Origin of the sequence: Saccharibacillus sp. O23, assembly GCF_002205895.1 — a bacterium.
In the GTDB taxonomy this organism is placed as follows: Bacteria; Bacillota; Bacilli; order Paenibacillales; family Paenibacillaceae; genus Saccharibacillus.
In genome coordinates this window covers 1-22780 of sequence record NZ_NJDE01000008.1, presented here as the reverse complement: position 1 = coordinate 22780, position 22780 = coordinate 1, and the positions used below count along the sequence as shown (strand labels likewise).

Below are 22780 nucleotides of genomic sequence, written 5' to 3'. Positions count from 1 at the left end.
CCATTATACCTTTTTGCCCCGAAAAGTACGAATCGACGCAGGCCGATGGTATGATAACGGAAGAGAACGAACAAGAATTCCGGAGGGGGAATCATCATGCGAAATCATGCGCGCGCCTGCGTGTTGGCGGCGGTGGCGGCCGGGATGCTGTTGGGGGCAGGACCGGTCTACGCGTTCTCGGACATCAAAGACGAAGCTCAGGCGGCCATCGTGCGGTCGCTTCAGGACAAAGGACTGATTCAAGGCGTCAGCGCGGACAAGTTCGCGCCCGATCAGAAGCTCACGAACGCGCAGGCGATTCAACTGATCGTGGATGCGGTAGGACTGGATGCCGCGAAGAAAAAGGTCGACGCGCCGGCGTGGTTCGCTTCCGTGCCGCAGAGCGCTTGGTACGTCCCGGCGCTCAAGACGGCGTTGGAACGCGGCGTGGTGATCGACGGCACGTGGAATGCGGGGGGCAATCCGACGCGCCAACAGTTCGCCAAGCTGCTCTATCTGGGGCTGCTCCAGAAAGGCAATTACGCCAAAGTCAGCAAATATACGTCGATCGCGGACGCCAAACAGATCGAGACGAAAAACCGCGTCGCCGTCGAATATCTGCTGATCACCAAGATCGCTTCGCTCGACGCGGGCAGAAAGTTCCGGCCGACCGATCCGATCACCCGCATGGAAGCGGCGCAAATGATCTATTACGCCGAGCGGATGGTCAACAAAAGTTATGCTTCTTCCGGCAGTGCGACCGTGACGTACAAAGTCGAGAACGTCGATCCGCAGTTTAACAAAGTCACGTTGACCCGCACGAATCTGCCCGGCGCGGGTTACGGCCTGAAGATCCGCAAAGTCGAATTCGTGACGGACACGCAGGCGGTGATTCTCTACGAAGCGACCGATCCGCCGAAAAGCGGAACGGCTTACCCGGCGACCGCGGTCGCTTACGTGCCGATCGTCTACGATATTACGGTCAAAGCCCAATAAATCGCGAAGGAGCCTTACATTTGCATATTTACGAGTTCGGACCTCATCAAGGCAAAAAGATCGACCGTTTCGACAGCAAAGGCTTAACCGTTACCGGACTGCTCGGCAGCTCCGGCGATACGCATCTGGTCTGCATGCATATCGAAGCCGGAGGAACGGTAGGGCGGCATGACGCGACGATCGAACAATTGTTTATGGTCGTATCGGGCGAAGGCTGGGTCAGCGGAGCGGACGGACGCCGCGTGCCGATCCGAGCGGGCCAAGCCGCGTTCTGGGAAAGCGGCGAATCGCACGCTTCCGGCAGCAAAGTCGGCATGACCGTGATCGTGGCGGAAAGCGAGCGTTTGAACCTGCGTTTGCCGCAGACCCCGAATGCCGAATCCGAGGCGGCCGAAGTTTCGACGAAGGAGGAATAGAAGGTGCTTGCACCCGAAATCGAACAATTTTGCCGGGCAAAAGGTTGGTGGCACGACGACGTGCCGGAAACTTACGAGCGCGCGCTCGCGGAACTCGATATCGATCCGGACTCCGCGTTCGGCCGTTTCCATCGCCATGTCGAAGATATGCCTACGTTTCTGAGCCGCAATCGGGAGATCTATCAGATCGGCTGGTTCGCGCTGAATACGGATTATGCCCGTTCGATCCGCGCGGCGCACGAAGGGTTGGGCCTGCCGGAAGCTTATCTTCCGCTCGATGCTTTCGAAGGGGAAGGCGGATTTTTCTATAATCGGGAGACCGGCGAAGTCGCCGACGTTTCGCTCGGCGAGCCGCTGCGACGACTGCTGACCGGAGAAGAACGCCCTCGCTGGGCAAGTTTCAACGATTTTTTGAAGTGGTTTTTCGAACTGGAAGATTATTCTTCACAGTTAATGTAAGATACATTTCATTTCAAAGAAGAAGCCCGCAGATCCAATCTGTCGGGCTTTTTTATATGCATAAACCTTGTAATAGAGCGTTTCTAAGCGGTTTGTTTAAAATTGAAAATAACGCTTGACCATTGTCTGGATTTTCATATATAATTTCGAAGCAGAGTTTAAAACAATTGTTTTAAATGAAGGTTTGAACGAAATTTAACCGGTATCTTAGCCGGAAAAAGGAGAGAACCATGGCTCAAGCATTCAAAGCATTTCTCAAACTGCCTACCACGAAAGTCGGCATTCTGACGGCTATCGTCTTCCAACTGATCTTCACCGTCGTCTGGATGACGGGATATTCGGGCATGACCGATCGGGTGGACCGGCTGAATATCGCGATCGTGAACGAGGATCAGGCGCTCGGCGGAACGATCGTCGATCAATTGAAGCAGAATCTGCCGGTGGGCGTGAAGACGGACATGAGTCTGGCCGACGCGCAGGATATGCTTCAACAGCGCAAAGTGCAGATGATCGTGCAGATCCCGTCGGATTTCTCTTCGAAAGCGAAATCGCAGGATACGGCTTCGATTCATTATTTCGTCAACGAATCGAATCCGGTCATGATCAAGAACATGATGACCTCGATCGCGGACGGCATCACTTCTTCGGTCAATAAGCAGGCCGTGACGAACGGCATGGCCGGCGTTCTGGCTTCGCAGGCGAAGCTTCCGGAAGCTGCGGCGCAGAATGCGGCGTCCGCGTTGTCCCAGCGCGTCGTATCCGACGTGCAGTCGGTGAATACGGTGCAGGGCATGAACAATCAGATGGTACCGATGATGATGGTGCTGGCTTCTTATGTCGGCGCGATGATCATGGGACAGAACTTCCAGATCTCGTCCAAAGCGATGGGCGCGCGCTTCGGCCGTTGGCCTCGCATGGCGGTTCGTCTGATCGTGACCGCCGCTTCGTCGGTCGTCGTCTCGCTCGTCGGCACGTCGCTGGTCGCGGCGTTCGGCGGTCAGATGGCTCACGGTTTCATCGCGCTGTGGGCATTCCAAGCGCTGTTCCTGCTCACCTTCATGTTCGTGGCGCAGATGTTCCTGTTCCTGTTCGACATGGCGGGCATGCTGTTCAACATTCTGGTTCTGTCGGTTCAGCTCGTCTCGTCCGGCGCGATGATGCCGCGCGAGCTGCTGCCGGACTTCTATCAAGCGATCGGCCGGATTTTCCCGGCGACTTATGCGGTCGAAGGTCTGATGGATACGTTGTTCGGCGGAACGGGCGTCGGGCAGTCGGCGCTTGCGCTGACGCTGATCTTCCTCGCCGCGCTCGCCTTGATCGTAATCTCCACCGCGCTGCGCCGGGACAAAGCTCCGGTGTCTCCGGTTGTGGCGGCTGCGGAAGCTTGATGGTATGATACACGTATAAGCGTACTTGGAGACGCTCTGCATGGAGCCGCCGCGTAAGCGGCGGCTTTTTTGTCGGGCGTCCGCGCGAACGATGACAAGCGGAAGAGGGTATCGGCATGGGCAGGGAAGAAGAACACGTGAAAAAAAGAATCTTGAACGCGGCCAAAAAGCTGACCGCGCGCAAAGGATTCGACGCGACGACGGTTCGGGAGATTTGCGCCGAAGCGGAGGCGAATTTGTCGCTCGTTTCTTATTATTACGGCGGCAAAGAGCATGTGTTCGAAGCGATGCTGGATGCCTTCATCCCGATCGCGCAAGCGAGCGCGATTCTGGCGGAGCGCCGGCCGGAACCGGTCGAAGGCGTATGCGCGCTGGTAAGGGAGATCGTCTATTTTCGCAGATCCGATCCGGAGATCTCGCGGGTGATCCATCAGGAGCTGACCCGCGAGACGCCGCGCACGCAGCAGGTCCGCGAGCGAATCATGCCCGGCTGGATGCTGATGCGGCAGTTTCTCGAAGCGGGACGCGCAGAAGGGCATTTCCGTTTCCGTTCGCTCGACATGACGTTGGTGCAGATGATCGGCAGCATATTGTTCGGCGACGAACGCAGCGGACTGGCTTCGGCGATGACCGAATCGTTTCCCGACGACGATACGCAGCTCGGCGACGTGCTGGCGTTCATCATGGGCGGGATCGGATACGCCGGCGAACCGCGTTTCGCGGGCGAACCGATCCTGCCGGGCCTTATGCCCGTCTGCGGCATGCCGAAGCGCGAGTAGCGCCTGCGGCCGAACGCGCGATTGCAAAGCGAAAGGGCGACCGGCCCGGGAAGGAACGGCGATCACGACATGAACGATTGGATTTCGCAGCTCGGTTTCGTCGCGGACGGCCCGCTCCTGTGGATTATCCTCGGCGCGGCGCTGCTGGCGTTGATTCTATGGCGGCTGGCGGTCCTGCGCCGCAGACGGATTCGCCGTCAGCTCGACCCGCGCCGAATCACGATCAAAGATATCGACGGCATGCTGGACGGGGCCGATTTCGAACGGTATTTGCAGCGCTTGTTCGAGGAGCTCGGTTACGAAGACGTGCATAAGACGAATACGAGCGGCGACTTCGGAGCGGATCTGGTATTCGAAGACCGGTACGGCGCGAGAACGGTGCTTCAAGCCAAACGTTACGCCGTCGGCAATCCGGTCGGGTTGTCCGCCGTGCAGGAAGTGTACGGTTCCATGCGCGTCTACGGCGCGCAGCGCGCGATCGTGCTGACCTCGGGACGTTATACCGGAGCCTGCCGGAAGCTGGCGGCTTACAACGGCGTCGTGCTGCTCGATCGAGAAGATCTGGAGACGATCATCGACGCGTTCAAATCCAAGAAGCCCGAAGAAGCGATGGAATTGATCGAACGCGAGCCGGAAGAAGCGCCGAACGTTCTCGACGTTCCGCGATAGAGACGAAAAAGCGCGGCCTGCGCGGCCGCCGCTGCGTTGTCCGGTCGGTAAGCTGCGCAAAGTCCGGCAACGCCGTCGAAAGTACCGAAAATCAGTTTGATCCCTAACAGGTTCCGCGAAGCGCTTTTTCCCGCCGCCGGGAGAAACGCTTCTCAGGGACCTTTTTGCTATTCTTTCGTTTACGTTCGTTCACATTTTAGACACATTTTTTTAAGCCGCGATTAAACTACGTTTAAGCCCTCTTTAGGTTTGCGAGCCTATAGTTATAGCAGTTTGGACGCCCGTTCGCGGGGGAGAAAGACTTCTGCATATTAGCGCTTCTCCAGACTGCCGCTGCGCTTGGAGTGTTCGAGCGGGTCGGTCGCGCAATGCCGAGCGGCGGCGGAACGCGAAGAAGCGGAGGCCTGCCGGTATGCGAAGCGTTTTCCTGTCCGGACGCGGGTTCTGCACCCTTATGTCTACATAAACGAAAACGAAGAAGGGATGAAGCATCGTGCTCGAAGTGAAACAAGTGAGCAAAAGGTACGACGGCGGACGCGGCGTGCGGCATATCGATTTCTCGATGCAGCGCGGCGAGATCGTCGGATTTCTCGGGCCGAACGGCGCGGGCAAAACGACGACGATGCGCATGATCACCGGTTATCTGTATCCCACGGAAGGAACGATTACGGTCGACGGCTTATCCGTGCACGACGAAGCGCGCCGAGCCAGGTCGAAGATCGGGTATCTGCCGGAAACGCCGCCTCTTTACCCGGATCTGACGGTGGAGGCGTATTTGAAGTTCGTCGCGAAGCTGCGGGACGTTCCGGCGAGGGAGCAGAAGCTGCGCGTGGCCGAGATGGTCTCGCGGCTCGGACTCGGCGGGCGCGAACGGCAGTCGATCCGCCATCTGTCCAAAGGTTATAAGCAGCGGCTCGGTCTGGCGCAGGCGATCATTCACAAGCCCGATCTGCTCGTGCTCGACGAACCGACCTCCGGTCTCGACCCGAGCCAGATCATCGAGATCCGCAGCTTGATCCGCGAATTGGGCGAAAACCATACGGTGCTGCTCAGTACGCATATTTTGCAGGAAGTCGGCGCTTTATGCGATCGCGTGCTGATCATCAATCGCGGAGAGCTGGTCATGGACGGAGCGCCGAACGAGATCGGCGCGCGGATGGAGAACCGTTTCGTCGTATCGGTCGAAGTGCGCGGCGAACGCGAACGCGTCGAGCGCGTATTGGGCGAATGGGCGGCAGAACGCGGCATCGTCGCGGAGATCAAGCAGGAGTCGGATACGGCAAAAGAAAGCGCGGAACGGGACGTGCCGACGTCGAGCGAAGAGACTTCGGACGAAACGTCCGCCAAGCTTGAAGCAGGCAGCGCCGACGAAGCGCTCGCAGCCGCTCCGACCGTCGAGACATCCGAGCCGCCGTCCGAATCGGCTGTGCAGCCGGTCGTGATCGACTCGCCCGCCGCTGCCGAAATTTCCGAGCTTGCCGCGCAGTCCGGCTCGGCGGACGCCTTATCCGAAAAAGAAACGGAGACGTCGGTCGAAGCGGTTCAGGTCGTGGATCTCTCGGAAGAACCCGCGCAGGCGATCGAGCCGGACTTCTCTGCGTCTTCGATTCCGCAGCCGATCGCCGGCGTTCGCGCGGTATTGACGGCATCCGGCCAAGAAGATTTCCGCGTGGAACTGTTCCGGCTGCTTGCCGAAGCGGACCTGCCGATCTTGGAACTGCACAAAGAAAATCTGACGCTGGAAGACGTCTTCATCAAGCTGACGGAAGGCGAAAAAGCGTCGGCCGCAAACGTCGGCGACCTAGCCGTTTCCCCGACCGAATCCGGAGGTGAGCGCGCATGAACCGCATTATGGCGATCTGCGGCAAAGAGCTGCGCCTGTACTTTTTGACCCCGACTTCGTATTTCGCGTTCGCGATCTACGTGCTGATGTCGAGCTTCATGTTCTATATGGACTTCGTGACTTACCAGCCGAGCATTATCGATTATCGGTTGATCTTGAGCGATATGCTGTTCATGCTGCTGATCGTGGTTCCGATCTTGACCATGCGGCTGATCTCGGAAGAATTCCGGCAGGGGACGGACGAACTGCTGTTGACCTCTCCGGCGAGCGTGACGGAAGTCGTGCTGGGCAAATATCTGGCCGCGCTCGGCGTGATGGTCATGCTGCTGCTGTGCAATCTGGTCTATCCGGCCGTCATGTCGCTGTTCGGCAATCTGAACATGCTGACGCTCTGGCTGTCGATACTCGGCGTGTTCCTGATGGGCGCGGCGATGATGGCGATCGGGCTGTTCGCGTCCGCGCTGTCCCAGCATCAGATGGTGTCCGCGGTAGCGGGCTTCGTGCTCCTTCTGCTGTTCTGGCTGGCCGGTTCCATGACGTCGCAAAACGAGAAATTGGCCGCTTGGGTCGAGCCTTTCTCGCTGCCCGACCGCATCACGAACTTGACCAAAGGCGTGATCAACGGTCCCGACGTGATCTTCTACGTATCGCTGGCGGTGCTGTTCGTGGTGCTCAGCATTCAAGTGATCGAACGGAAACGGTGGAGGTAGACCGATGAACAAACAAACCAAACGACTGCTGCATCACACGAACACGCTGGTGATCGCGCTGGCTTCGATCGGCCTGTTCGTGCTGCTGACCCTTTTTCTGAACAAAGCTTCGGAATTCCAAGTCGACCTCACGGCGAACAAGCAGTATACGCTGTCGGATCAGACGAATACCGTGCTCGGCAAGCTGCCGGCCAAGATCAAAGTCGACGTGTTCAAGAACCAAGACAGCGACGGCGAACTGATCACCCGCGAAGTAACGGACCTCGTGCAAGAATATGCGAAAAAAAGCAGCAAACTCGACGTGCATACCTACAGTCTGGTCCAACAGCCGGAACTCGCGCGTCAATACAATCTGTCTTCGAGTTCGATCGTGCTGACGTACGGCGACAAGTCGCAGACGATCACGTTCCATGAAATGTTCGGCTCGGGCGACAGCAGTTCGTACACGTTCCTCGGCGAATCGAAACTGACGAGCGCGCTGAACGCTTTGGTCTCGACGGAGAAGCACAAAGCTTACGTGCTCGCCGGACATAACGAGTTCCCGCTGTCGCGCCTGTCGCAGTTGACCGCCGGACTCAAAGCCGACAATACGGAAGTCGAAGAACTTCAATTGTATCAAGCGGGCAAGATTCCGGACGATGCGGACCTGCTGATGATCGTCGCGCCGGAGAACGACCTCAGCGACAAAGAATTGAAGCTGATCGAGACGTATCTCGACGGCAAAGGCAAGCTGTTCCTCTCGCTCGGTTTTAATCCGGACATGAAAAAAAGCTGGAAAAACATCGATGCGCTGATGCAGAAATACGGCGTCGTCGACGAACACGCGATCGCGGTCGACCGCACGAATACGCAGCTCTACGATCCGCTGACGGTCGTCCCGAGCTACGAATCGCATGCGATCACCGAGAAACTTCAAGCGAGCAAGATCTATCCGATGACTTATCTGTCCGTGGCGCTGAACGCGGCGGAGAAAGCGCCGACCGGGCTTACGGTCTCGCCGCTGCTGACCACTTCGTCGGAAAGTTACGGAGAGACGGATCTCGCCGGGCTGCTGCAATCCAAAAGCGAATACGACAAAACGGCCGACCTTGCCGGACCGCTCCATCTGGGCTACGCGGTGGACGACGCGGAAGGCAAACCGAAAGTCGTGCTGCTCGGCACGTCCTACTTCTTGAGCGACGATCAGATCGCGGAGCAGGGCAATAAAGATTTCGCGCTGAACAGCATCAATTATCTGAGCGGGAATCAGAGCGACCTGACGATCCGGGCGCGCGAGCAGCAGCAGTACGAGACGGCCTATCTGACCGCTCCGCAGGCTCGCTACATCCTGATCGGCACGATGATCGTATTCCCGCTGGTCTTCGTACTGGCCGGCGTGCTGCTCTGGTGGAGACGGAGACGCGTATGAGAAAATACATCCCGACTTTGATTCTGGTCCTCGTGTTCCTCGGCGGTCTCGGTTATGCATATTCGCAAAATTTTTTCCGAGCTTCGGAAGAAAAGCCGGCGGCCAAACTCGTCGAGTTGGATAAGTCCAAGATCGCCGGCATCCGGATCGCCAACGGACAACTGACGTATCAATTGGTGAAAAAAGGCGACGAATGGAGCTTCGTCGAACCGGACAAATATCCGGTCAATCCGTATTCGGTCGATTCGTGGCTGTCCACGCTCACTTCGGCCGAGCAGGGCGGCGTGGTGGAAGAAGCGCCGGAAGACGCGTCCCGTTACGGTCTAGACGTCTCGCAAAAAGGCGTCACCGTGACCGAAGAAAACGGCACGGTCGTCACGCTGGCGATCGGCGACGCGCTGCCGACCGGCACCTCGGATTACGCGCGGCTGGACGGCGGCGCGGTCGTCCAGCTCGATTCCGATACGGCGACCTCGCTGCTGCCGAGCATCACCGAGCTGGTCGATACGTCGCCGTTCGAATGGGATGACGCGAATCTCCAAGAACTGACGTACAAACGCGGCGCCGCCGGTTGGACGCTGAAAAACACGTCGTCCGACGCCGCTTCGCCGGCTTGGACGCTGGACGGCAAATCGATCGAAGGCGCGGACGCGACCACCGTGTCCGGCTCGCTCAAATACGTCGTCAGCGACCGCCTGCCGGTCAAAGCTTCGACGTTGGCTTCGGCCAAAGAAGACTTCTCGTTGAAGCTGGTCTCGACCGAAAACGGCCAAGAAAAAACGCGGACGTATATCGGCAAAAAAGATCCCGACGTCGATACGCTGGTCTGGGTCGTTCCGCAGGGCGGCGAATGGGCGTTTGCCGTGAAGCCCGAAGATCTCAAAGCGGCCGAAACGCCGAAGATCTCGTCGGCATCGGCGGACGAGTCCGAAGAAACGGGCGCGGCGGTCGGCGGAGCAGCGGCCGGCACTGAGAGCGGGACGGCTTCCGATAGTGGCGGAGCTGACAGTGCGGAAAGCAGCAAAAGCGGAGCCGCGGATTCGGAGATCGACAAAAACGGAGCCGCAAATTCGGAAAGCGGTTCTGCCGCCGGCACTTCGGCGGATGCCGGAACATCGGCAGACGCGGAGAAGGGAACGGGCGGGGAATAGGCGTCCGTTCGGGCTGCTCGGCTGCACGCGTCGTTTGAGCCGTCGAGCTAAAAAAACAGAGCCTCCGGTTCGTGCGTATGCCGCGCGAACCGGAGGCTTTTTTGCTGTTGACTGCGCTATCTGCGCTGCCCACGTTGCCTGTGATACCTGCGCTACCTGCACTATCCGTGTTACCCGTGCTGCCCGGATAGGGTTGCACAAATGTTCCACACTAAATAGAAGCACGTCCGAGAAAAATGCTGCAAAAATCCATCTTTTCTAGCCGATATCGGCACCGAGTCTACAAAATGTTGCGAATATCCATCATTTTTGCGGATTCGTGGCGGATTGAAGCTTGCTTTATCGAAAATGATGGAGATATGCAACAATTCCGCCGTTTGCACGCCTTATCGCGTAAAAATGATGGAGATATGCAGCATTTTCGCATCGGGCAACGCTTTGCGGTCGAAAGCGGCGAGGGAGCAGGTCGCTTTTCCGCCGATCAAGCCGCCGATCAAGCATCCTCGCCTCGAGCCGCGCCGGCGAAGCGTTTCCCGATATGTTCCTCCAACGACGCGATCGTGCCGTCGGCTTCGTCGATGACCATCGGCAGCGGCCCTTCGAGCAGAGCGCCTTCGTGCGTATAGACGTTGTATCCGGCGAACCATTCGCCCGGCGATCCGGTCAGGGAGCACAGCTCCAGACGAAACGGATTCGCGGGCCGTTCGCGGCGTTCCCGCTCGTTGGCTTCGCGTTCGTAACGCTGCGCGATCGCCAGCGCTTGCAGGCGTTCGCGTTTGAAATTCCTGCGCACGGCGGTTCCTCCTTTTTCGTCTCGTTTCCTTACGCTATGATGATAGCAGAGAAAAGAGGGATGAAGCGATGAACGAGTTCGGTCTGTTGGCAGCTTCCATAGCGATCATTCTGGCCGCGAGTTTCGTGCAAAGTCTGACCAGCTTCGGCTTCGCGTTGATCGCGCTGCCGCTTCTGAGCTTGTTCCTGCCGCTGCATCAAGCGGTTCCCATGATCGTGATCTTCAGCTTGTTCGTCTGCCTGACGGTAGCCGTTCCGAATCGGCGGCATATCGAGATCCGCCAGATCTGGCTGCTGATCTTGGCCGGCATCGTCACCGCGCCGTTCGGGACGTATCTGCTGCTCGTCGTCGACGGCTCGACGCTCAAGACGGCCACGGGGATCTTGATCGCGCTGTTCGCCGCGCTGATGCTGCTCGGCCGCTCGCTCCCGATCCGCGGCAAACGCCTCGCGTTTGTCACGGCGGGATCGCTGAGCGGACTGCTGAACGGCAGCATCTCGGTCAGCGGCCCGCCGCTGGCGCTCATCCTCTCCAATCAGGGGATGAGCATGCAGGCGTTCCGCGCGAATCTGGCGCTGAACGGGGTGGTGTTGAACGCGGTCAGCGTCGCGTCGTTCGCCGCAGGCGGATTGTTGACCGGCGAGCTGGGCGGCCGGCTGCTGTGGAGCGCGCCCGCCATGCTGCTGGGCGCATGGCTCGGCGCGCGGGCGGTCAGCCGCTTCGACGAGCGGCTGTTCAAGCGCGTATCGCTCTGGCTGATCCTGGTCTCCGGGATCTGGACCGCGCTCAGCAGCCTCGGCTGGGTGTGATGCCGACTTGAAGCGCTTCGCAAAGAAAGAGGCGGTTATTCGGATTTCGCGGCCGCCGTTTTCTTTTCTTTTTTCGCCACGCCGAGCTTCAGAATCAGCTTCTCGATCGATAATCCTTGGAACAGCAAGGAGAACAGCACGACGCTGAACGCCAGCGCCAGAATGTCGTCGCGTCCTTCGAATTCGATCGGCAGGCTGAGCGCCAGCGCGATCGACAAGCTGCCTTTCAAGCCTCCCCAATTCAGGATATGTTTGAAGCGGCTGTCGAAATCTTTGATCGGAGACAAGCTCAGATAGACGGCGACCGAGCGGGCGATCAGCACGATCAGAATCGCGAGCAGCATCATCGGCCAACGTCCGCTGAGATCGATATTGCGGATCTCCAGACCGATCATCAGGAAAATGAGCGAGTTGGCGATGAGGGCGATCGTGTCCCAGAACGTGTCGATATTCGTATGGGTCGTCTCGGACATGCCGACTCTGCGGCCGTAGCTGCCGAAGACGAGTCCGCCTACGACGACCGCGATCACGCCGGATACGGCCAGATGTTCCGCGATGAAGTAGCAGCCGAAGAACAGCACTGCCGACAGCGCGGTCTCGAACGGATAATTGTCGTAGTAGACGATGATCCGCGAGAAGACGAATCCGAGAATCAGCCCGACGAGCGTGCCGCCGACGGCAAATTGCAGGAACAGCAGCAGGCCGCTGCCGGCTCCCGCCCAGCCCATTTCCAGATAAGACAGCAGGTAGATGGACGAGATCTGGAACAGCACGACGGCGATGCCGTCGTTGAGCAGCGATTCGCCTTCGATAACGGTAGTGAGCTTCTTCGGCACGCCGAGCGATTTGAAGATCGAGATGACGCTGATCGGGTCGGTCGCGCTCATGAGCGCCGCGAACGTGCAGGCCACGACGAGCGGCAGGCCGAGCAGATAATACGAACCGAGCGCGATTAACGCGAAAGACAGCAGCGTACCGCCGAACGCTAATGCGATCACCGGCTTCGTCTGCTCGCGCAGATGAGAGAAAGGCAGCTTGAGCGTCGCGTCGCCGAGCAGGATCGGCAGGAACAGCGAGATCACGATCGCCTGAAAGACGTTGCTCTGCGTGATATAGGTCTCGGCGGCTTCGAGTACGGGAATATGGATCATTCCCAGCAGCAGGCCGACCAGCACCAACGCGATCGAATACGGGCGGTTCAGTTTCTGGGCGACACCGATGACGGCCAGCGCGATCGCGAGCAGGATCAGAATCTGAATGAAAATCTCGTTGAAATGATGGACCATGTCATGCCTCCTATGCGATTTCTTCAGCAACCATTACCCGATTTTCCGTACGCAGACGGATTGTCGGCGGTTCCGATTGTGTTTTCGGGCGGTTTGCCTCGGTAAGCATAGGGGCTAAGCGGCCGAACGGTCAATCGAACGGTCGGGAAAACTCAGGGACCGCGTCGAGTCTTTTTAGCTGCCCTGCCGTTTATGCGTCCGCATCGCCAAGCCGTAAGCCGGCGCGAGCAAGCCCAAGCACCAAGCGAGCGTCGTCCAGATCTCCGATCCGGCAGGCTGTCCCGCCAGCAGCGCGCGCAGCGTCTCGACGATCGAGGTGACGGGCTGATGCTCGGCGAAGACCCTGACCGCCGCCGGCATAATGAACAGCAGGGAGATGCCGTTCGAGACCCGGCGCGCCGCCGCTTCGGTCAGTCCGAATTCTTCCAGCCGTTCTTCGGCGATTTTGATCCCGATCTCCGTGGAGGTTAACATGGGGGAAGACCTTCTTTCCGTTTGATTTGTCGACGCCCTCAGATTAACCGGATTCCCGTGCGAATGGAATAAAATAGGCGCAACCGTCCGTTGTTTTTCGACAACCGTCGGTTGTTTGAGGCAAAGGAGCCGAGAATCATGACGCAAATCACCAAACGCGCGCTGGCCGCGTCGCTCAAAAAGCTGCTGTCGCAAAAAACGCTCGACAAGATCACCGTGATCGATATCGCCGAAGAATGCGAAGTGAACCGGCAAACGTTTTATTACCATTTCAAAGACATCTACGATTTGATCGATTGGATCTATACGCATGAAGCGGCGCGGGCGCTGGACGGCAACAAGACTTCGGGAACATGGCAGCAAGGGTTTCTGCGCATTTTCGAATACGTGTCGGAGAATCGGAGTTTCGTGCTGAATACGTATCATTCCGTAAACCGCGAACATCTGGAGCGTTATCTGCATCAGGAGACGCAGGAGCTGCTGCTCGGCGTGATCGAAGAGAAAGCGGCCGGTCTCAACGTGCGCGAAGACGACAAAGCGTTTATCGCCCATTTTTACAAGTTTGCTTTCGTGGGCCTGGTTCTGGACTGGATCAAGAACGGGATGCGCGAACGGCCGGAGCAGATCGTGGAGCGGCTGAGCATCTTGATTCAAGGGGATTTTGCCGGAGCTTTGCAGCGGTTCGAAGCCGTGCGTCATCCGATGCGCTGAAAGTCGGCGGCGGATTCGTGGGAGTGTGCCGACGCCGTTTAGACAATCTCCGTCTTCTGTCCAAATTTTCGCCAAGCTCTGCCGATTGTCTATGTTCTCCTTTTTCGTAAGAGCCTATGCTGGGTTCAGAACCTCGATGTCATCCAAATCACGAACACGGAGGGAATGTCCATGTATTACAGCAGCGGCAATTACGAAGCGTTCGCAAGACCGATGAAGCCCGAAGGCGTAGACGGCAAATCCGCTTATCTGGTCGGAGCAGGCTTAGCTTCTCTGGCGGCGGCTTGTTTCCTGATTCGGGACGGACAGATGAAAGGGCAGCGCATCCATATTCTCGAAGAACTGAATATCGCGGGCGGAGCGCTGGACGGCAGCGAAGAAGAAAACAAAGGATTCGTCATTCGCGGCGGCCGCGAGATGGAAGACCATTTCGAATGCCTCTGGGACCTGTTCCATTCGATTCCGTCGCTCGAAGTCGAAAACGCGTCGGTGCTGGACGAATTCTATTGGCTGAACAAAAAAGACCCCAACTACTCGCTGATGCGCGCCACGATGAACCGAGGCGAAGACGCGCATACGGACGGCAAATTCGGCCTTAGCGAAAAAGCGTCGATGGAGATCGTGAAGCTGTTCCTGACGCGCGACGAAGATCTGTACGACCGGAAGATTACCGACGTGTTCACGCAGGAATTCTTCGATTCGAACTTCTGGTTGTACTGGCGGACGATGTTCGCTTTCGAAGATTGGCACAGCGCGCTGGAGATGAAGCTGTATATTCAGCGGTTTATCCACCATATCGGCGGGCTGCCGGACTTCTCCGCGCTCAAGTTCACCAAATACAATCAGTTCGAATCGCTCGTGCAGCCAATGATGAAGTATCTTGAAGCGCATGACGTGCATTTCGTGTACGACACGCGGGTCACGAACGTCGTGTTCGAGCAGCGCGGCGACCGGAAAGTCGCGGCGAAGATCGAATGCGTACGCGGCGGACAGCCGGAAAGTATCGACCTGACGGAAGACGATCTGGTCTTCGTGACCAACGGCAGCTGCACGGAGAACGCGACGCTGGGCGACCACCATCATGCGCCCGTACTCGATACGCGGCCGGGCGGCGGCGGATGTTGGGAACTGTGGCGGAATATTGCGGCGCAGGACCCGTCGTTCGGACGGCCGGAGAAATTCTGCATGAACATCGACGCGACCAAATGGGAATCGGCGACGATCACCACGCTGGACGACCGGATTCCTCCGTATATCGAGAAAATCTGTCAACGCGATCCGTTCAGCGGCAAAGTGGTCACGGGCGGGATCGTCAGCGTCAAAGATTCGAGCTGGATGCTGAGCTGGACGCTGAACCGTCAGCCGCATTTCAAGAATCAGCCGAAAGACCAGTTGGTGGTCTGGTTCTACGCGTTGTTCACCGACGTGCCGGGCGATTATATCAAGAAACCGATGCAGGACTGCACCGGCGAGGAGATCACGGCGGAATGGCTGTACCATATGGGCGTGCCGGTCGAAGACATTCCGGAACTCGCGGCGAACTCGGCCAACTGTATTCCATGCATGATGCCTTATATCACGGCGTTCTTTATGCCGCGTACGGCGGGCGACCGTCCGAAAGTCGTGCCGGAACAATGCGTGAACTTCGCTTTTATCGGACAGTTCGCCGATACGGCGCGCGATACCGTGTTCACGACGGAATATTCGGTCCGCACCGCGATGGAAGCCGTTTATACGCTCTTGAACGTGGACCGCGGCGTGCCGGAAGTGTTCGCGTCCGAATACGATATCCGCACGCTGCTCGATTCGACCTCGAAGATGATGGACGGCAAGAAGCTGACCGAACTCAAGCAGCCGCTGCTGCTGAAGCTGATCGAGCAGGGCGCGTTCAAGAAAGCATCGGGTACGGTAGTCGGAGAATTATTGACGAAATACGGGATCGTGTGATTTCGCCGATCGGCTGCAGGATAAACGTTTAAGCGAAAAATAGGAATACACAAAAAAGAAGCAGAACGGCATTCGGAAAACAGGCGCTTGAGCGGCGTCGGTTCCCGAAATGCGTTTCTGCTTTTTTTGATCCCAACTTTGCGTCGTTTACGACGTTTATTCCATATTAGAAGCTTTATTTTATAGATAAATCGAGGAGGCATAAAATGAAGTCGAAACGATCGTTCCGTCTGCCGAAGAGCCGGCCGAATAAAGGCGTTTCTTCTCACTTTAACCCCAGCCGCATCCGGTACCCGAACAGGATCGGCTGTTCTTTCCCCGCAAAAAAGGTTTCGACCGTGCGGCCGAATTGTTCGGCTGCCGCTTGAACGTCTTCCGCGCCGAGCCGGATCGCGGCTTGCGTGCCGCCTTGACTGAGCGCGATGCCCGTATACCGCGCAGCGTCGCAGATCTCGCGGTTATGGAATACGATCTCCCGCGCGTATCGGAAATGTCCCGATTCTTCGATCCGGCGCAAATGCTGCTCTTTCGGCCATTTGTGCGCCCGTTCGTCTTCGGTCGACAATTCGTTCGCGCGGCGCTCGGCAAGTTCGTACAGTTCCATATAAGCGGCTTCCAACTCCGCATTCAGCACGGGCGGCCAATCGCAATCGTAAGCGGCGAAGACGCCGCCGGCGCGCAGCACGCGGGCGAATTCGTCCAACGTCGGCTGCGGGTTCATCCAGTGAAAAGATTGGGAGCAGGTGATCAGGTCGACCGAATCGTCCTCGAAATCCAGACGGTCCGAGTAGCCTTCGCGGAACGTCAGCGAGCCGGGACGTCCTGCCGCTTCCCATTTGGCTTCGGCTATGCCGCGCATATCCGGACTCGGCTCGATGCCGTAGACGCGTCGGGCGCGGTTCAGCCATAGAAAGGTCGATAGTCCCGTGCCGCAGCCTACGTCGGCGACGGTATCGGGCGTTCCTTGCAGATAAGTCTCCAAGATGCGAATCGCTTCTTCCGGTGCGGCCGGGCGGTTTCGATCGTACAGTTCGCCGAATCCGGCGAAGCGATCGACGTTATTCTTGCGAATAGAGTCCAGCATAGAGGATTCTCCTTTCGGTACTATATGTTGTTTCCTATCATCTCATCGTTCCGTCGAAAAAGGAAATTCGGCATCGATAGGGAATCTTTTGATAAGGAGGAGATCGAATCCATGTGGATATTCATTCTGGCCTCGACCGCCGTTTTCTTCGTGATCGGGATCATCGCGGCCGCTCTCGGCAGCCGGCTCAAGCATCCGATCGCGATCGCGGCGAATCTGCTCGCGATCGGAGCCGTGTTCGCGTTTGGATCGCTTATGAACGTCGAACCGGGCCGCTCGTCCGGCAACGGCAATCCGGCGATCCTGCTCGTCATTCCGCTGGTCGGGCTGGGAATCGTGCTGCTCGGCCAGCTGTACGCGACGCCGCTGCTTCGGCGCGCCCGTCCGGTGCTGCTCTGGACGCTGCTGCTCGGCCTTTTGGCTCATCAAGCGGCCGGATTCGAATTGCAGAAGCTGCGTTACGAAGCGCGCGGCGAACAGGTAGCGGCTTTTTTCGCTGCCCGAGGCGAGTCCGGACGAACCGATACGGACGCCGTATGGCCGAGCGTCGGTTCGATGAAGATGAACGGGCATCTGTTTCATCCGAATACGTACCTGCTGTTCATCGGCTGGGCCGCGATCGCGGCAATCCTGCTTCTGCTGCTTAGAATCGCGATCCGGCGGAGAAAAAACAGCCGCGAAGAATTCGCCGAATAAGACAGAAACGGAGGCATCGAGATGAACGATAACGAATCGCCGGCAAACGACGGAAATATCGAGATCCCTTATCGTCGGCTGCATATTTTCGGAGCGTCCGGTTCGGGAACGACGACGCTCGGCCGAGCGCTGGGACAACGGCTACCGCATGAAGTATTGGACAGCGACGATTATTTCTGGGCGCGCAAATTCGACGAAGCCCGTCCGCCGGAAGATCGGGTACGAGAGCTTGCGAACGATCTGGATGGGCACGAGCGCTGGCTGCTCAGCGGCGCGATCTGCGGTTGGGGCGACAGCTTCAGGCCGCGGTTCGATTTCGTCGTCTTTCTTCATGTGCCGGCCGAAGAAAGGCTGGCCCGTCTGCGCGCCCGAGAAGAGAAGCGCTACGGCGAAGACGTGCTGCCCGGGGGATCGATGTACGAGCAATCGCAGGCTTTTCTGGAATGGGCCGCGCTCTACGATCATGCGGGCGAAGAGGTGCGCAGCTTGAAGCTGCACGAGCAGTGGATGAGCGAACTGACTTGTCCGATCCTGCGGATCGAAGGCCTGCACAGCGTGGAAGAACGGGTGGAGACGGTGTTGAAAGCGATGCGCGCGGAGTCGGATCGAGAAGGAGCGAAGCGGCAGTCATGAATCGGGAAATCATGGATCGAATCGCGCAGAAAAGCATCGGTTGGAGAAAGCGCATCTGCGCCGCGAACCGTTCTATTGAGAGGAGAACAGGCGATGTGGACACCTTACGAGCAGATTCGCGGCCATCGGGCCGATTTTCGCGTCCGTTACCTGCTCTATGATCAAGCCGAAGGCGGACGCCGGCTGCCGCCGCGGCAAGGGTACCGCTGCGATTTCGCGTATGCGGAAGACGGCGAGGAAGGGATGCAGCTTTACGGTATCCATCCCGAGTTCGAAGACGGGAAAGGCGAGATTCTGATGGACGGTACGGCGCCGGTTCCGACCGAAGGCACGGCGCGAATGTGGGTATTGTTCCCCGAGATGCGCCGAAGCGTCCATGCGAAGCGGATTCGTCCGGGGGTCAGAGGCTTTTTTATGGAAGGGCCGCGCCGCTTGGGGGAAGTCGAAGTGCTGGACGTGATCGATCTGGCGGAAAACGCAGAGCGAATCGGCGATTGAACGCGGCGGCATCCGATCAAATAAAATCGAAAAAGGCGGAACGTATGGCGGAACAAACGTATGCGTGGAACAATCAGATCGAATATTTGAAAGCTTCGAGAGGGTCGATCTGGAACGACGATTATCTAGAGTTTCTGGTGCAGCGGGTATGGAAGATCGACAAGCCGGTCCGCGTGGTCGATTTCGGCTGCGGACTCGGCTATATGGGCGGGCTGCTGCTGCCGGCGCTGCCGCCGGGCAGCACGTACACGGGGATCGACAAAGGCGACAAACTGATCGAAGAAGCGCGTTCGCTGTTCGCCGATTCGCCGTGGGACACGAACTTTATCGTCGCCGATCTCGACGAATACATACCGGAAGAACAATACGATCTGGCCGTCTGCCAATGCGTGCTTCAGCATATTCCGCAGGCCAAGCGCATTCTGGACAAAATGAAACGTTCCGTCGTGCCGGGCGGCCGTGTGGTCTGCATCGAACTCAGCCGGGACGTCGCGAACGCGGCGATCCATTTCGACGGTCTGGACTTGGCGGAGCTGAACGTGCTGGGCGCGGCGCAGAAGCTGCGGCGGCTCGATCATGCGCGCGGCGGCAAAGACTTCTGTATCGGCATCAAGATGCCGCTCTACATGCAGCGGGCCGGATTGGAACAGATCGACGCGCGGGTCAACGATCATATGACGATCGTGAATCCGCACGGCGATCCGCAGGTTCATCGACGGAATCTGGAATCGTATCTGGCCGCTTACGGGACCGTAGCCAGCATGACCGAAGATCGCCGAGAAGAAGTCGTTCGCCATCTGATCGAGCGCGGGCTGGACGAACGCGAAGCGGAGATCGTGTTCGAATGCGAACGCAAGATGGCCGACTATCTGCGCGAGCATCGAGAGACCGCTTTTATCGTCGATGCGTCCTGTTCGTTTATCACTTACGGGACGAGGCCTCGCGGCGATGAATAAATCGGTCGAGCAATATTGGAACGCCGCTTACGCCGATTCGGCTTACCGCTCCGATCACGACGGTTGGCTGATGCCTTATCTGCGGCTGCTCCGGCCGGAACGGGGCCGAATCGTCGATCTGGGCTGCGGGCTGGGACATAATGCGCGGACGCTGCATGCCGCCGGGTTCGAGGTGTCCGCTTGCGACTTGTCGGAGCGGGCGGTGGAACGTCTGCGTAAGGAAGAACAGGGAATCGAAGCGCTTCGGCTCGATATGACGCAAGGGCTGCCGTGGACGGACGGAGAACTGCAAGCGGTCGTCGCCGATCTGAGCCTGCATTATTTCCCGGAAAATATTACGTTCGCGGTGATCCGCGATATCCGCCGCGCGCTGCGCTCGAACGGGCTGCTGCTCTGCCGGTTGAACGCGATCGGCGAGCTGGCGGATAAACCGGATGCCGTGCCGGTCGAAGGAGATCGCCGTTTGTACGAAGACGAAGGGATTTTGCGGCGCTTTTTCGACGCGGAAGAGATCGAACGGTTTTTCCCGGCGACGGAGTGGGAGACGTTGACGCTCCGGGAAGAACAAAGCGGTCGATACGGGAAAACGAAACGGTTATGGGAAGCGGTCATGAAAAGACATTAGAAGGAAGCGAGAAGGGGGGAGCAAGCAAACGCATGAAAAACAAAACGATCTGGAGCCGATTACGCATCGGGCTGCTGTCGGCGGCTTTGGTCGCAAGCTTGGGTTTGAGTCTCAACCTGTACAACGCGCATCGGCTGGATCGCTTCGCGGAGAGCCGCACGCTCGACGAAGCGATGAAAACGGTGCAGAGCGCCGATTCGCAGACGCAGGGCGCGATCAACGTGATCGAGGGCGGAGCGGGCGCGGCCGAGAGTCTGTACGCGGTCGGTACGGTGCAATCCCGATTGGCCGAAGCGAGCGGGCGTCTGCTTGGATTAGGCGGGGCGGTCAGCGATTCGGACGCGGATTATACGGGCATGGCGCGCACGTTAATGAATATCAACAATTATCTCGGCAATACGCTGACGGCGGGCTGGCAGGAAGGCGATGCCGCGCTGCAAGCTTCGAGGGAGCAGGCCCTAGTCGATCTTCGCAGCTTGAAGCAGGATCTTTCGCGGCTGGCGAATCTGGCTCAGGGGCTTTCGGGCGCGGGCGCTTACGACACCAAAGATTTTTCGGAAAAATGGAAAGAAACGTTCGAGCAGCGAATAAAGGAAGATCCGGATTCGGGGTTGCATAAGACGCTGTCGAGTTTATATTAAGCGAGTTTGTATTAAGCACAGAGGGGAAGACTAAGAAATGGACAACCGCTACAACTCTTACGATACCGACAGAAGCAGAGACGTCTATCCGGCCGTGCCGGGATATTGGGATTACTTGAAATATCATCTCCTGCTGTACGTGCTGCCTTGGGCAGTCGCGACGATTCTGATGTTCGGGCAGCTGCGTTATTTGATCGAATTGATGAGTTACGGATTTGCCGTCATGGCGGGAGGTTGGGAATCGATTTCGGAAGACCGGATCCTCGAGATCGGGACGAACGTGCTGCGTCTGATCGGATTTTTCGCGATCTTCGGTTTGATCATCGCCTTGTTGTCGGCGGGCCTGCGTTTCTTGCCCACGCTTGGGCGCAGCGGCAGGCTGCGTCTCGGCCAAGTGATCCGGACCGGTCTGCGTTATTTCTTCCCGACCTTCTTCGCGATGCTGCTGGTGAGTCTCGTCATCGGAACGGCCAGCTCGATCTTGTCGTTCATTCCGCTGCTCGGATTCGTGATGACCGTCGTGTCGGCTTACGTCAACGCATTGGCCAGCATTTATTACGACTATTGGTTCTCTTATAACGAAGCGGCGGGGCGTCCGGTCTACAGCGGCCCGATCGATCGGCTGCGCGCGTTGTACGGCAAGGACGGAGAGTTCTGGGTGTACGCGCTGCTGCTGATGCTGTCGTATTTCGTGCTCGCTTCGAGTTTCGTCAAACCGTATATCCAGATGAAAATGACGCAAAAGATGGGGATGACGGAGCGTTCGCGCGGCTGGTAGAAACTGGAAAAAGTGCCGAACCGTTCGTTTGTTCGTTCGCCAGGCTCTTCGGGACGTTCCCGAAGAGCTTTTTTTTCGTTTCGGCATTCGTTTTTTGCGCAGGCAAGCGAGAACCCGCTCGGGGCGCGGCGGCAGAGAATAAGGAGCTTCGGAATCAGAACGGAAAACGGCTGTTTTTAGCGCGATTCGAACCGTTTTCGCTCGTTTCTCGAATCGTTTCGAGATTTTGTGAGGCTGGAGGTTGACAGAATTTTTGTGATACGATGATGGAAACGTTACCAAGCAGACATAAAGGGGGACCGAGCATGGAGACTCTATGCAAGATACTGATCGTGGACGACGAGGTCCTTGTCCGTCAGGGAATCAAACATTATCTCGACTGGGAAAGCTACGGTTTTCGGATCGTGGGCGAAGCCTCGAACGGACGCGAAGGGCTTGAAGCGATCGAACGTCTTCGGCCCCATATCGTGCTGACCGACATCGTCATGCCGATCATGGAAGGCGAAGAATTTACCCGCTTGATCAAAAAGCGGTATCCGGCGATCGAAGTCGTCGTGCTCAGCAGCTACGGCGAATTCGATTACGTGCGCTCGACGTTCCAGAGCGGCGTCGCCGATTATATTCTCAAACCCAAATTGGAGACGCAGGAGCTGCTGCGCGTGCTCCAGAATACGGCCAAGCGGATCCCGGGCATCCGCTATACGGGCGAAGGCAGCGGCGAAGCGCCCGACGCCGAAGCGCTGCTGGAGAAGCTGGCGTCGGGCTACGACGCCGACGATACCGCTCCGCCCGAAGTGCTGGCGGAGCTGTTCCCGCACGACGAGTTCGTGCTGATCGGCCGATTGCATCCGGCCGGCGGCTCCGGCGGCGAGGCACGCGCCGGCGACGACCCGCAGCCGCTGATCGAGCGGCTGAAGCGGGCGCTCGCGCCCGACGCCCCGGGCGCGGCCGCCCTCGGCTCGGCGCGCGCTTACGGGCTGCCGCTCGCGACCTCCGGCGCCGCGGCCGGCCGCGCAGCCCCGCTTGTCGGCCTCCAAGCCGGCCCGCGCGC

The 22780-nt window shown here is 58.2% G+C and carries 25 protein-coding genes; 21 read left to right on the top strand and 4 right to left on the bottom strand.

Annotated features, from left to right (window positions below; all coding sequences use genetic code 11):
• The first annotated feature begins 96 nt into the window (after positions 1-96).
• The 10 genes from CDO73_RS10525 (at position 97) to CDO73_RS10480 (ending at position 9798) form a co-directional block, all read left to right on the top strand.
• Positions 97-975, top strand: a complete 879-nt coding sequence (locus CDO73_RS10525; protein WP_088488499.1) for an S-layer homology domain-containing protein — start codon at positions 97-99, stop codon at positions 973-975.
• A 20-nt stretch (positions 976-995) separates the two neighbouring features.
• Positions 996-1391 (top strand): cupin domain-containing protein, encoded by a 396-nt coding sequence (locus CDO73_RS10520; RefSeq protein WP_088488498.1) that lies wholly within the window; start codon positions 996-998, stop codon positions 1389-1391.
• A gap of 3 nt (positions 1392-1394) precedes the next feature.
• Positions 1395-1850, top strand: a complete 456-nt coding sequence (locus tag CDO73_RS10515; protein ID WP_088488497.1) for a hypothetical protein — start codon at positions 1395-1397, stop codon at positions 1848-1850.
• 230 nt (positions 1851-2080) lie between these two features.
• Positions 2081-3238, top strand: a complete 1158-nt coding sequence (locus CDO73_RS10510; protein WP_088488496.1) for a YhgE/Pip domain-containing protein — start codon at positions 2081-2083, stop codon at positions 3236-3238.
• Between the two features lie 116 nt (positions 3239-3354).
• Positions 3355-4017, top strand: coding sequence for a TetR family transcriptional regulator (locus CDO73_RS10505; protein ID WP_088488495.1), 663 nt, complete (start codon positions 3355-3357; stop codon positions 4015-4017).
• 69 nt (positions 4018-4086) lie between these two features.
• A complete protein-coding gene (locus tag CDO73_RS10500) occupies positions 4087-4686 on the top strand; it encodes a restriction endonuclease (RefSeq protein WP_088488494.1) in 600 nt (199 codons plus the stop codon).
• Between the two features lie 493 nt (positions 4687-5179).
• Positions 5180-6529, top strand: coding sequence for an ATP-binding cassette domain-containing protein (locus CDO73_RS10495; protein WP_088488493.1), 1350 nt, complete (start codon positions 5180-5182; stop codon positions 6527-6529).
• Complete coding sequence (locus tag CDO73_RS10490; protein ID WP_088488492.1) at positions 6526-7239, top strand: ABC transporter permease subunit; 714 nt, start codon at positions 6526-6528, stop codon at positions 7237-7239. The genes CDO73_RS10495 and CDO73_RS10490 overlap by 4 nt, the downstream gene beginning before the upstream one ends.
• A 4-nt stretch (positions 7240-7243) precedes the next feature.
• Complete coding sequence (locus tag CDO73_RS10485) at positions 7244-8647, top strand: GldG family protein (RefSeq protein ID WP_088488491.1); 1404 nt, start codon at positions 7244-7246, stop codon at positions 8645-8647.
• The gene (locus tag CDO73_RS10480; RefSeq protein ID WP_088488490.1) at positions 8644-9798 is read left to right on the top strand and encodes a DUF4340 domain-containing protein; all 1155 of its coding nucleotides are present in this window, start codon (positions 8644-8646) and stop codon (positions 9796-9798) included. The genes CDO73_RS10485 and CDO73_RS10480 overlap by 4 nt, the downstream gene beginning before the upstream one ends.
• A 493-nt stretch (positions 9799-10291) precedes the next feature.
• Here CDO73_RS10480 and CDO73_RS10475 read toward each other — a convergent pair whose 3' ends face one another.
• On the bottom strand, positions 10292-10591 hold the full coding sequence (locus tag CDO73_RS10475; protein WP_088488489.1) for a hypothetical protein: 300 nt from the start codon (positions 10589-10591) through the stop codon (positions 10292-10294).
• Positions 10592-10659: 68 nt separating this feature from the next.
• On the opposite strand from CDO73_RS10475, the gene CDO73_RS10470 reads away from it, so the two are divergent.
• Complete coding sequence (locus CDO73_RS10470; protein WP_088488488.1) at positions 10660-11400, top strand: sulfite exporter TauE/SafE family protein; 741 nt, start codon at positions 10660-10662, stop codon at positions 11398-11400.
• Between the two features lie 35 nt (positions 11401-11435).
• On the opposite strand, the gene CDO73_RS10465 is transcribed toward CDO73_RS10470, so the two are convergent.
• Positions 11436-12686, bottom strand: a complete 1251-nt coding sequence (locus CDO73_RS10465; protein ID WP_088488487.1) for a cation:proton antiporter — start codon at positions 12684-12686, stop codon at positions 11436-11438.
• A gap of 174 nt (positions 12687-12860) precedes the next feature.
• Positions 12861-13160 carry an ABC transporter permease gene (locus CDO73_RS27345; protein ID WP_088488486.1) on the bottom strand — a complete coding sequence of 100 codons (300 nt, stop codon included), beginning with the start codon at positions 13158-13160 and terminating at the stop codon, positions 12861-12863.
• A gap of 138 nt (positions 13161-13298) precedes the next feature.
• On the opposite strand from CDO73_RS27345, the gene CDO73_RS10455 reads away from it, so the two are divergent.
• Together CDO73_RS10455 and CDO73_RS10450 are read left to right on the top strand one after the other, a co-directional pair.
• Complete coding sequence (locus CDO73_RS10455; protein ID WP_088488485.1) at positions 13299-13871, top strand: TetR/AcrR family transcriptional regulator; 573 nt, start codon at positions 13299-13301, stop codon at positions 13869-13871.
• 171 nt (positions 13872-14042) lie between these two features.
• Positions 14043-15818, top strand: coding sequence for an oleate hydratase (locus tag CDO73_RS10450; RefSeq protein ID WP_088488484.1), 1776 nt, complete (start codon positions 14043-14045; stop codon positions 15816-15818).
• 265 nt (positions 15819-16083) lie between these two features.
• Here CDO73_RS10450 and CDO73_RS10445 read toward each other — a convergent pair whose 3' ends face one another.
• Positions 16084-16902 (bottom strand): class I SAM-dependent methyltransferase, encoded by an 819-nt coding sequence (locus tag CDO73_RS10445; RefSeq protein WP_088488483.1) that lies wholly within the window; start codon positions 16900-16902, stop codon positions 16084-16086.
• A gap of 111 nt (positions 16903-17013) precedes the next feature.
• Here CDO73_RS10445 and CDO73_RS10440 point away from each other — a divergent pair, with 111 nt between their 5' ends.
• The 8 genes from CDO73_RS10440 to CDO73_RS10405 form a co-directional block, all read left to right on the top strand.
• Complete coding sequence (locus CDO73_RS10440; protein WP_088488482.1) at positions 17014-17598, top strand: hypothetical protein; 585 nt, start codon at positions 17014-17016, stop codon at positions 17596-17598.
• A 21-nt stretch (positions 17599-17619) separates the two neighbouring features.
• On the top strand, positions 17620-18231 hold the full coding sequence (locus CDO73_RS10435) for an AAA family ATPase (protein WP_088488481.1): 612 nt from the start codon (positions 17620-17622) through the stop codon (positions 18229-18231).
• A 93-nt stretch (positions 18232-18324) separates the two neighbouring features.
• Positions 18325-18729, top strand: a complete 405-nt coding sequence (locus CDO73_RS10430) for a hypothetical protein (RefSeq protein WP_088488480.1) — start codon at positions 18325-18327, stop codon at positions 18727-18729.
• Positions 18730-18773: 44 nt separating this feature from the next.
• Positions 18774-19685 carry a class I SAM-dependent methyltransferase gene (locus CDO73_RS10425; protein ID WP_088488479.1) on the top strand — a complete coding sequence of 304 codons (912 nt, stop codon included), beginning with the start codon at positions 18774-18776 and terminating at the stop codon, positions 19683-19685.
• Complete coding sequence (locus CDO73_RS10420; protein ID WP_179218662.1) at positions 19678-20310, top strand: class I SAM-dependent methyltransferase; 633 nt, start codon at positions 19678-19680, stop codon at positions 20308-20310. The genes CDO73_RS10425 and CDO73_RS10420 overlap by 8 nt, the downstream gene beginning before the upstream one ends.
• A 32-nt stretch (positions 20311-20342) precedes the next feature.
• A complete protein-coding gene (locus CDO73_RS10415; protein ID WP_088488477.1) occupies positions 20343-20951 on the top strand; it encodes a hypothetical protein in 609 nt (202 codons plus the stop codon).
• A 37-nt stretch (positions 20952-20988) separates the two neighbouring features.
• A complete protein-coding gene (locus tag CDO73_RS10410) occupies positions 20989-21729 on the top strand; it encodes a hypothetical protein (protein WP_088488476.1) in 741 nt (246 codons plus the stop codon).
• A 305-nt stretch (positions 21730-22034) separates the two neighbouring features.
• Positions 22035-22780 (top strand): response regulator (locus CDO73_RS10405; RefSeq protein ID WP_143536112.1); only part of this gene is annotated, 746 nt, incomplete at its 3' end.

Excerpts from the sequence above, each read along its gene's own strand:
- CDO73_RS10525 (WP_088488499.1), top strand. The coding sequence starts at position 97 with ATGCGAAATCATGCGCGCGCCTGCGTGTTGGCGGCGGTGGCGGCCGGG.
- CDO73_RS10510 (WP_088488496.1), top strand. The coding sequence starts at position 2,081 with ATGGCTCAAGCATTCAAAGCATTTCTCAAACTGCCTACCACGAAAGTC.
- CDO73_RS10505 (WP_088488495.1), top strand. The coding sequence starts at position 3,355 with ATGGGCAGGGAAGAAGAACACGTGAAAAAAAGAATCTTGAACGCGGCC.
- CDO73_RS10500 (WP_088488494.1), top strand. The coding sequence starts at position 4,087 with ATGAACGATTGGATTTCGCAGCTCGGTTTCGTCGCGGACGGCCCGCTC.
- CDO73_RS10490 (WP_088488492.1), top strand. The coding sequence starts at position 6,526 with ATGAACCGCATTATGGCGATCTGCGGCAAAGAGCTGCGCCTGTACTTT.
- CDO73_RS10485 (WP_088488491.1), top strand. The coding sequence starts at position 7,244 with ATGAACAAACAAACCAAACGACTGCTGCATCACACGAACACGCTGGTG.
- CDO73_RS10480 (WP_088488490.1), top strand. The coding sequence starts at position 8,644 with ATGAGAAAATACATCCCGACTTTGATTCTGGTCCTCGTGTTCCTCGGC.
- CDO73_RS10470 (WP_088488488.1), top strand. The coding sequence starts at position 10,660 with ATGAACGAGTTCGGTCTGTTGGCAGCTTCCATAGCGATCATTCTGGCC.
- CDO73_RS10465 (WP_088488487.1), bottom strand. The coding sequence starts at position 12,686 with ATGGTCCATCATTTCAACGAGATTTTCATTCAGATTCTGATCCTGCTC.
- CDO73_RS27345 (WP_088488486.1), bottom strand. The coding sequence starts at position 13,160 with ATGTTAACCTCCACGGAGATCGGGATCAAAATCGCCGAAGAACGGCTG.
- CDO73_RS10455 (WP_088488485.1), top strand. The coding sequence starts at position 13,299 with ATGACGCAAATCACCAAACGCGCGCTGGCCGCGTCGCTCAAAAAGCTG.
- CDO73_RS10450 (WP_088488484.1), top strand. The coding sequence starts at position 14,043 with ATGTATTACAGCAGCGGCAATTACGAAGCGTTCGCAAGACCGATGAAG.
- CDO73_RS10445 (WP_088488483.1), bottom strand. The coding sequence starts at position 16,902 with ATGCTGGACTCTATTCGCAAGAATAACGTCGATCGCTTCGCCGGATTC.
- CDO73_RS10440 (WP_088488482.1), top strand. The coding sequence starts at position 17,014 with ATGTGGATATTCATTCTGGCCTCGACCGCCGTTTTCTTCGTGATCGGG.
- CDO73_RS10435 (WP_088488481.1), top strand. The coding sequence starts at position 17,620 with ATGAACGATAACGAATCGCCGGCAAACGACGGAAATATCGAGATCCCT.
- CDO73_RS10430 (WP_088488480.1), top strand. The coding sequence starts at position 18,325 with ATGTGGACACCTTACGAGCAGATTCGCGGCCATCGGGCCGATTTTCGC.
- CDO73_RS10425 (WP_088488479.1), top strand. The coding sequence starts at position 18,774 with ATGGCGGAACAAACGTATGCGTGGAACAATCAGATCGAATATTTGAAA.
- CDO73_RS10420 (WP_179218662.1), top strand. The coding sequence starts at position 19,678 with ATGAATAAATCGGTCGAGCAATATTGGAACGCCGCTTACGCCGATTCG.
- CDO73_RS10415 (WP_088488477.1), top strand. The coding sequence starts at position 20,343 with ATGAAAAACAAAACGATCTGGAGCCGATTACGCATCGGGCTGCTGTCG.
- CDO73_RS10410 (WP_088488476.1), top strand. The coding sequence starts at position 20,989 with ATGGACAACCGCTACAACTCTTACGATACCGACAGAAGCAGAGACGTC.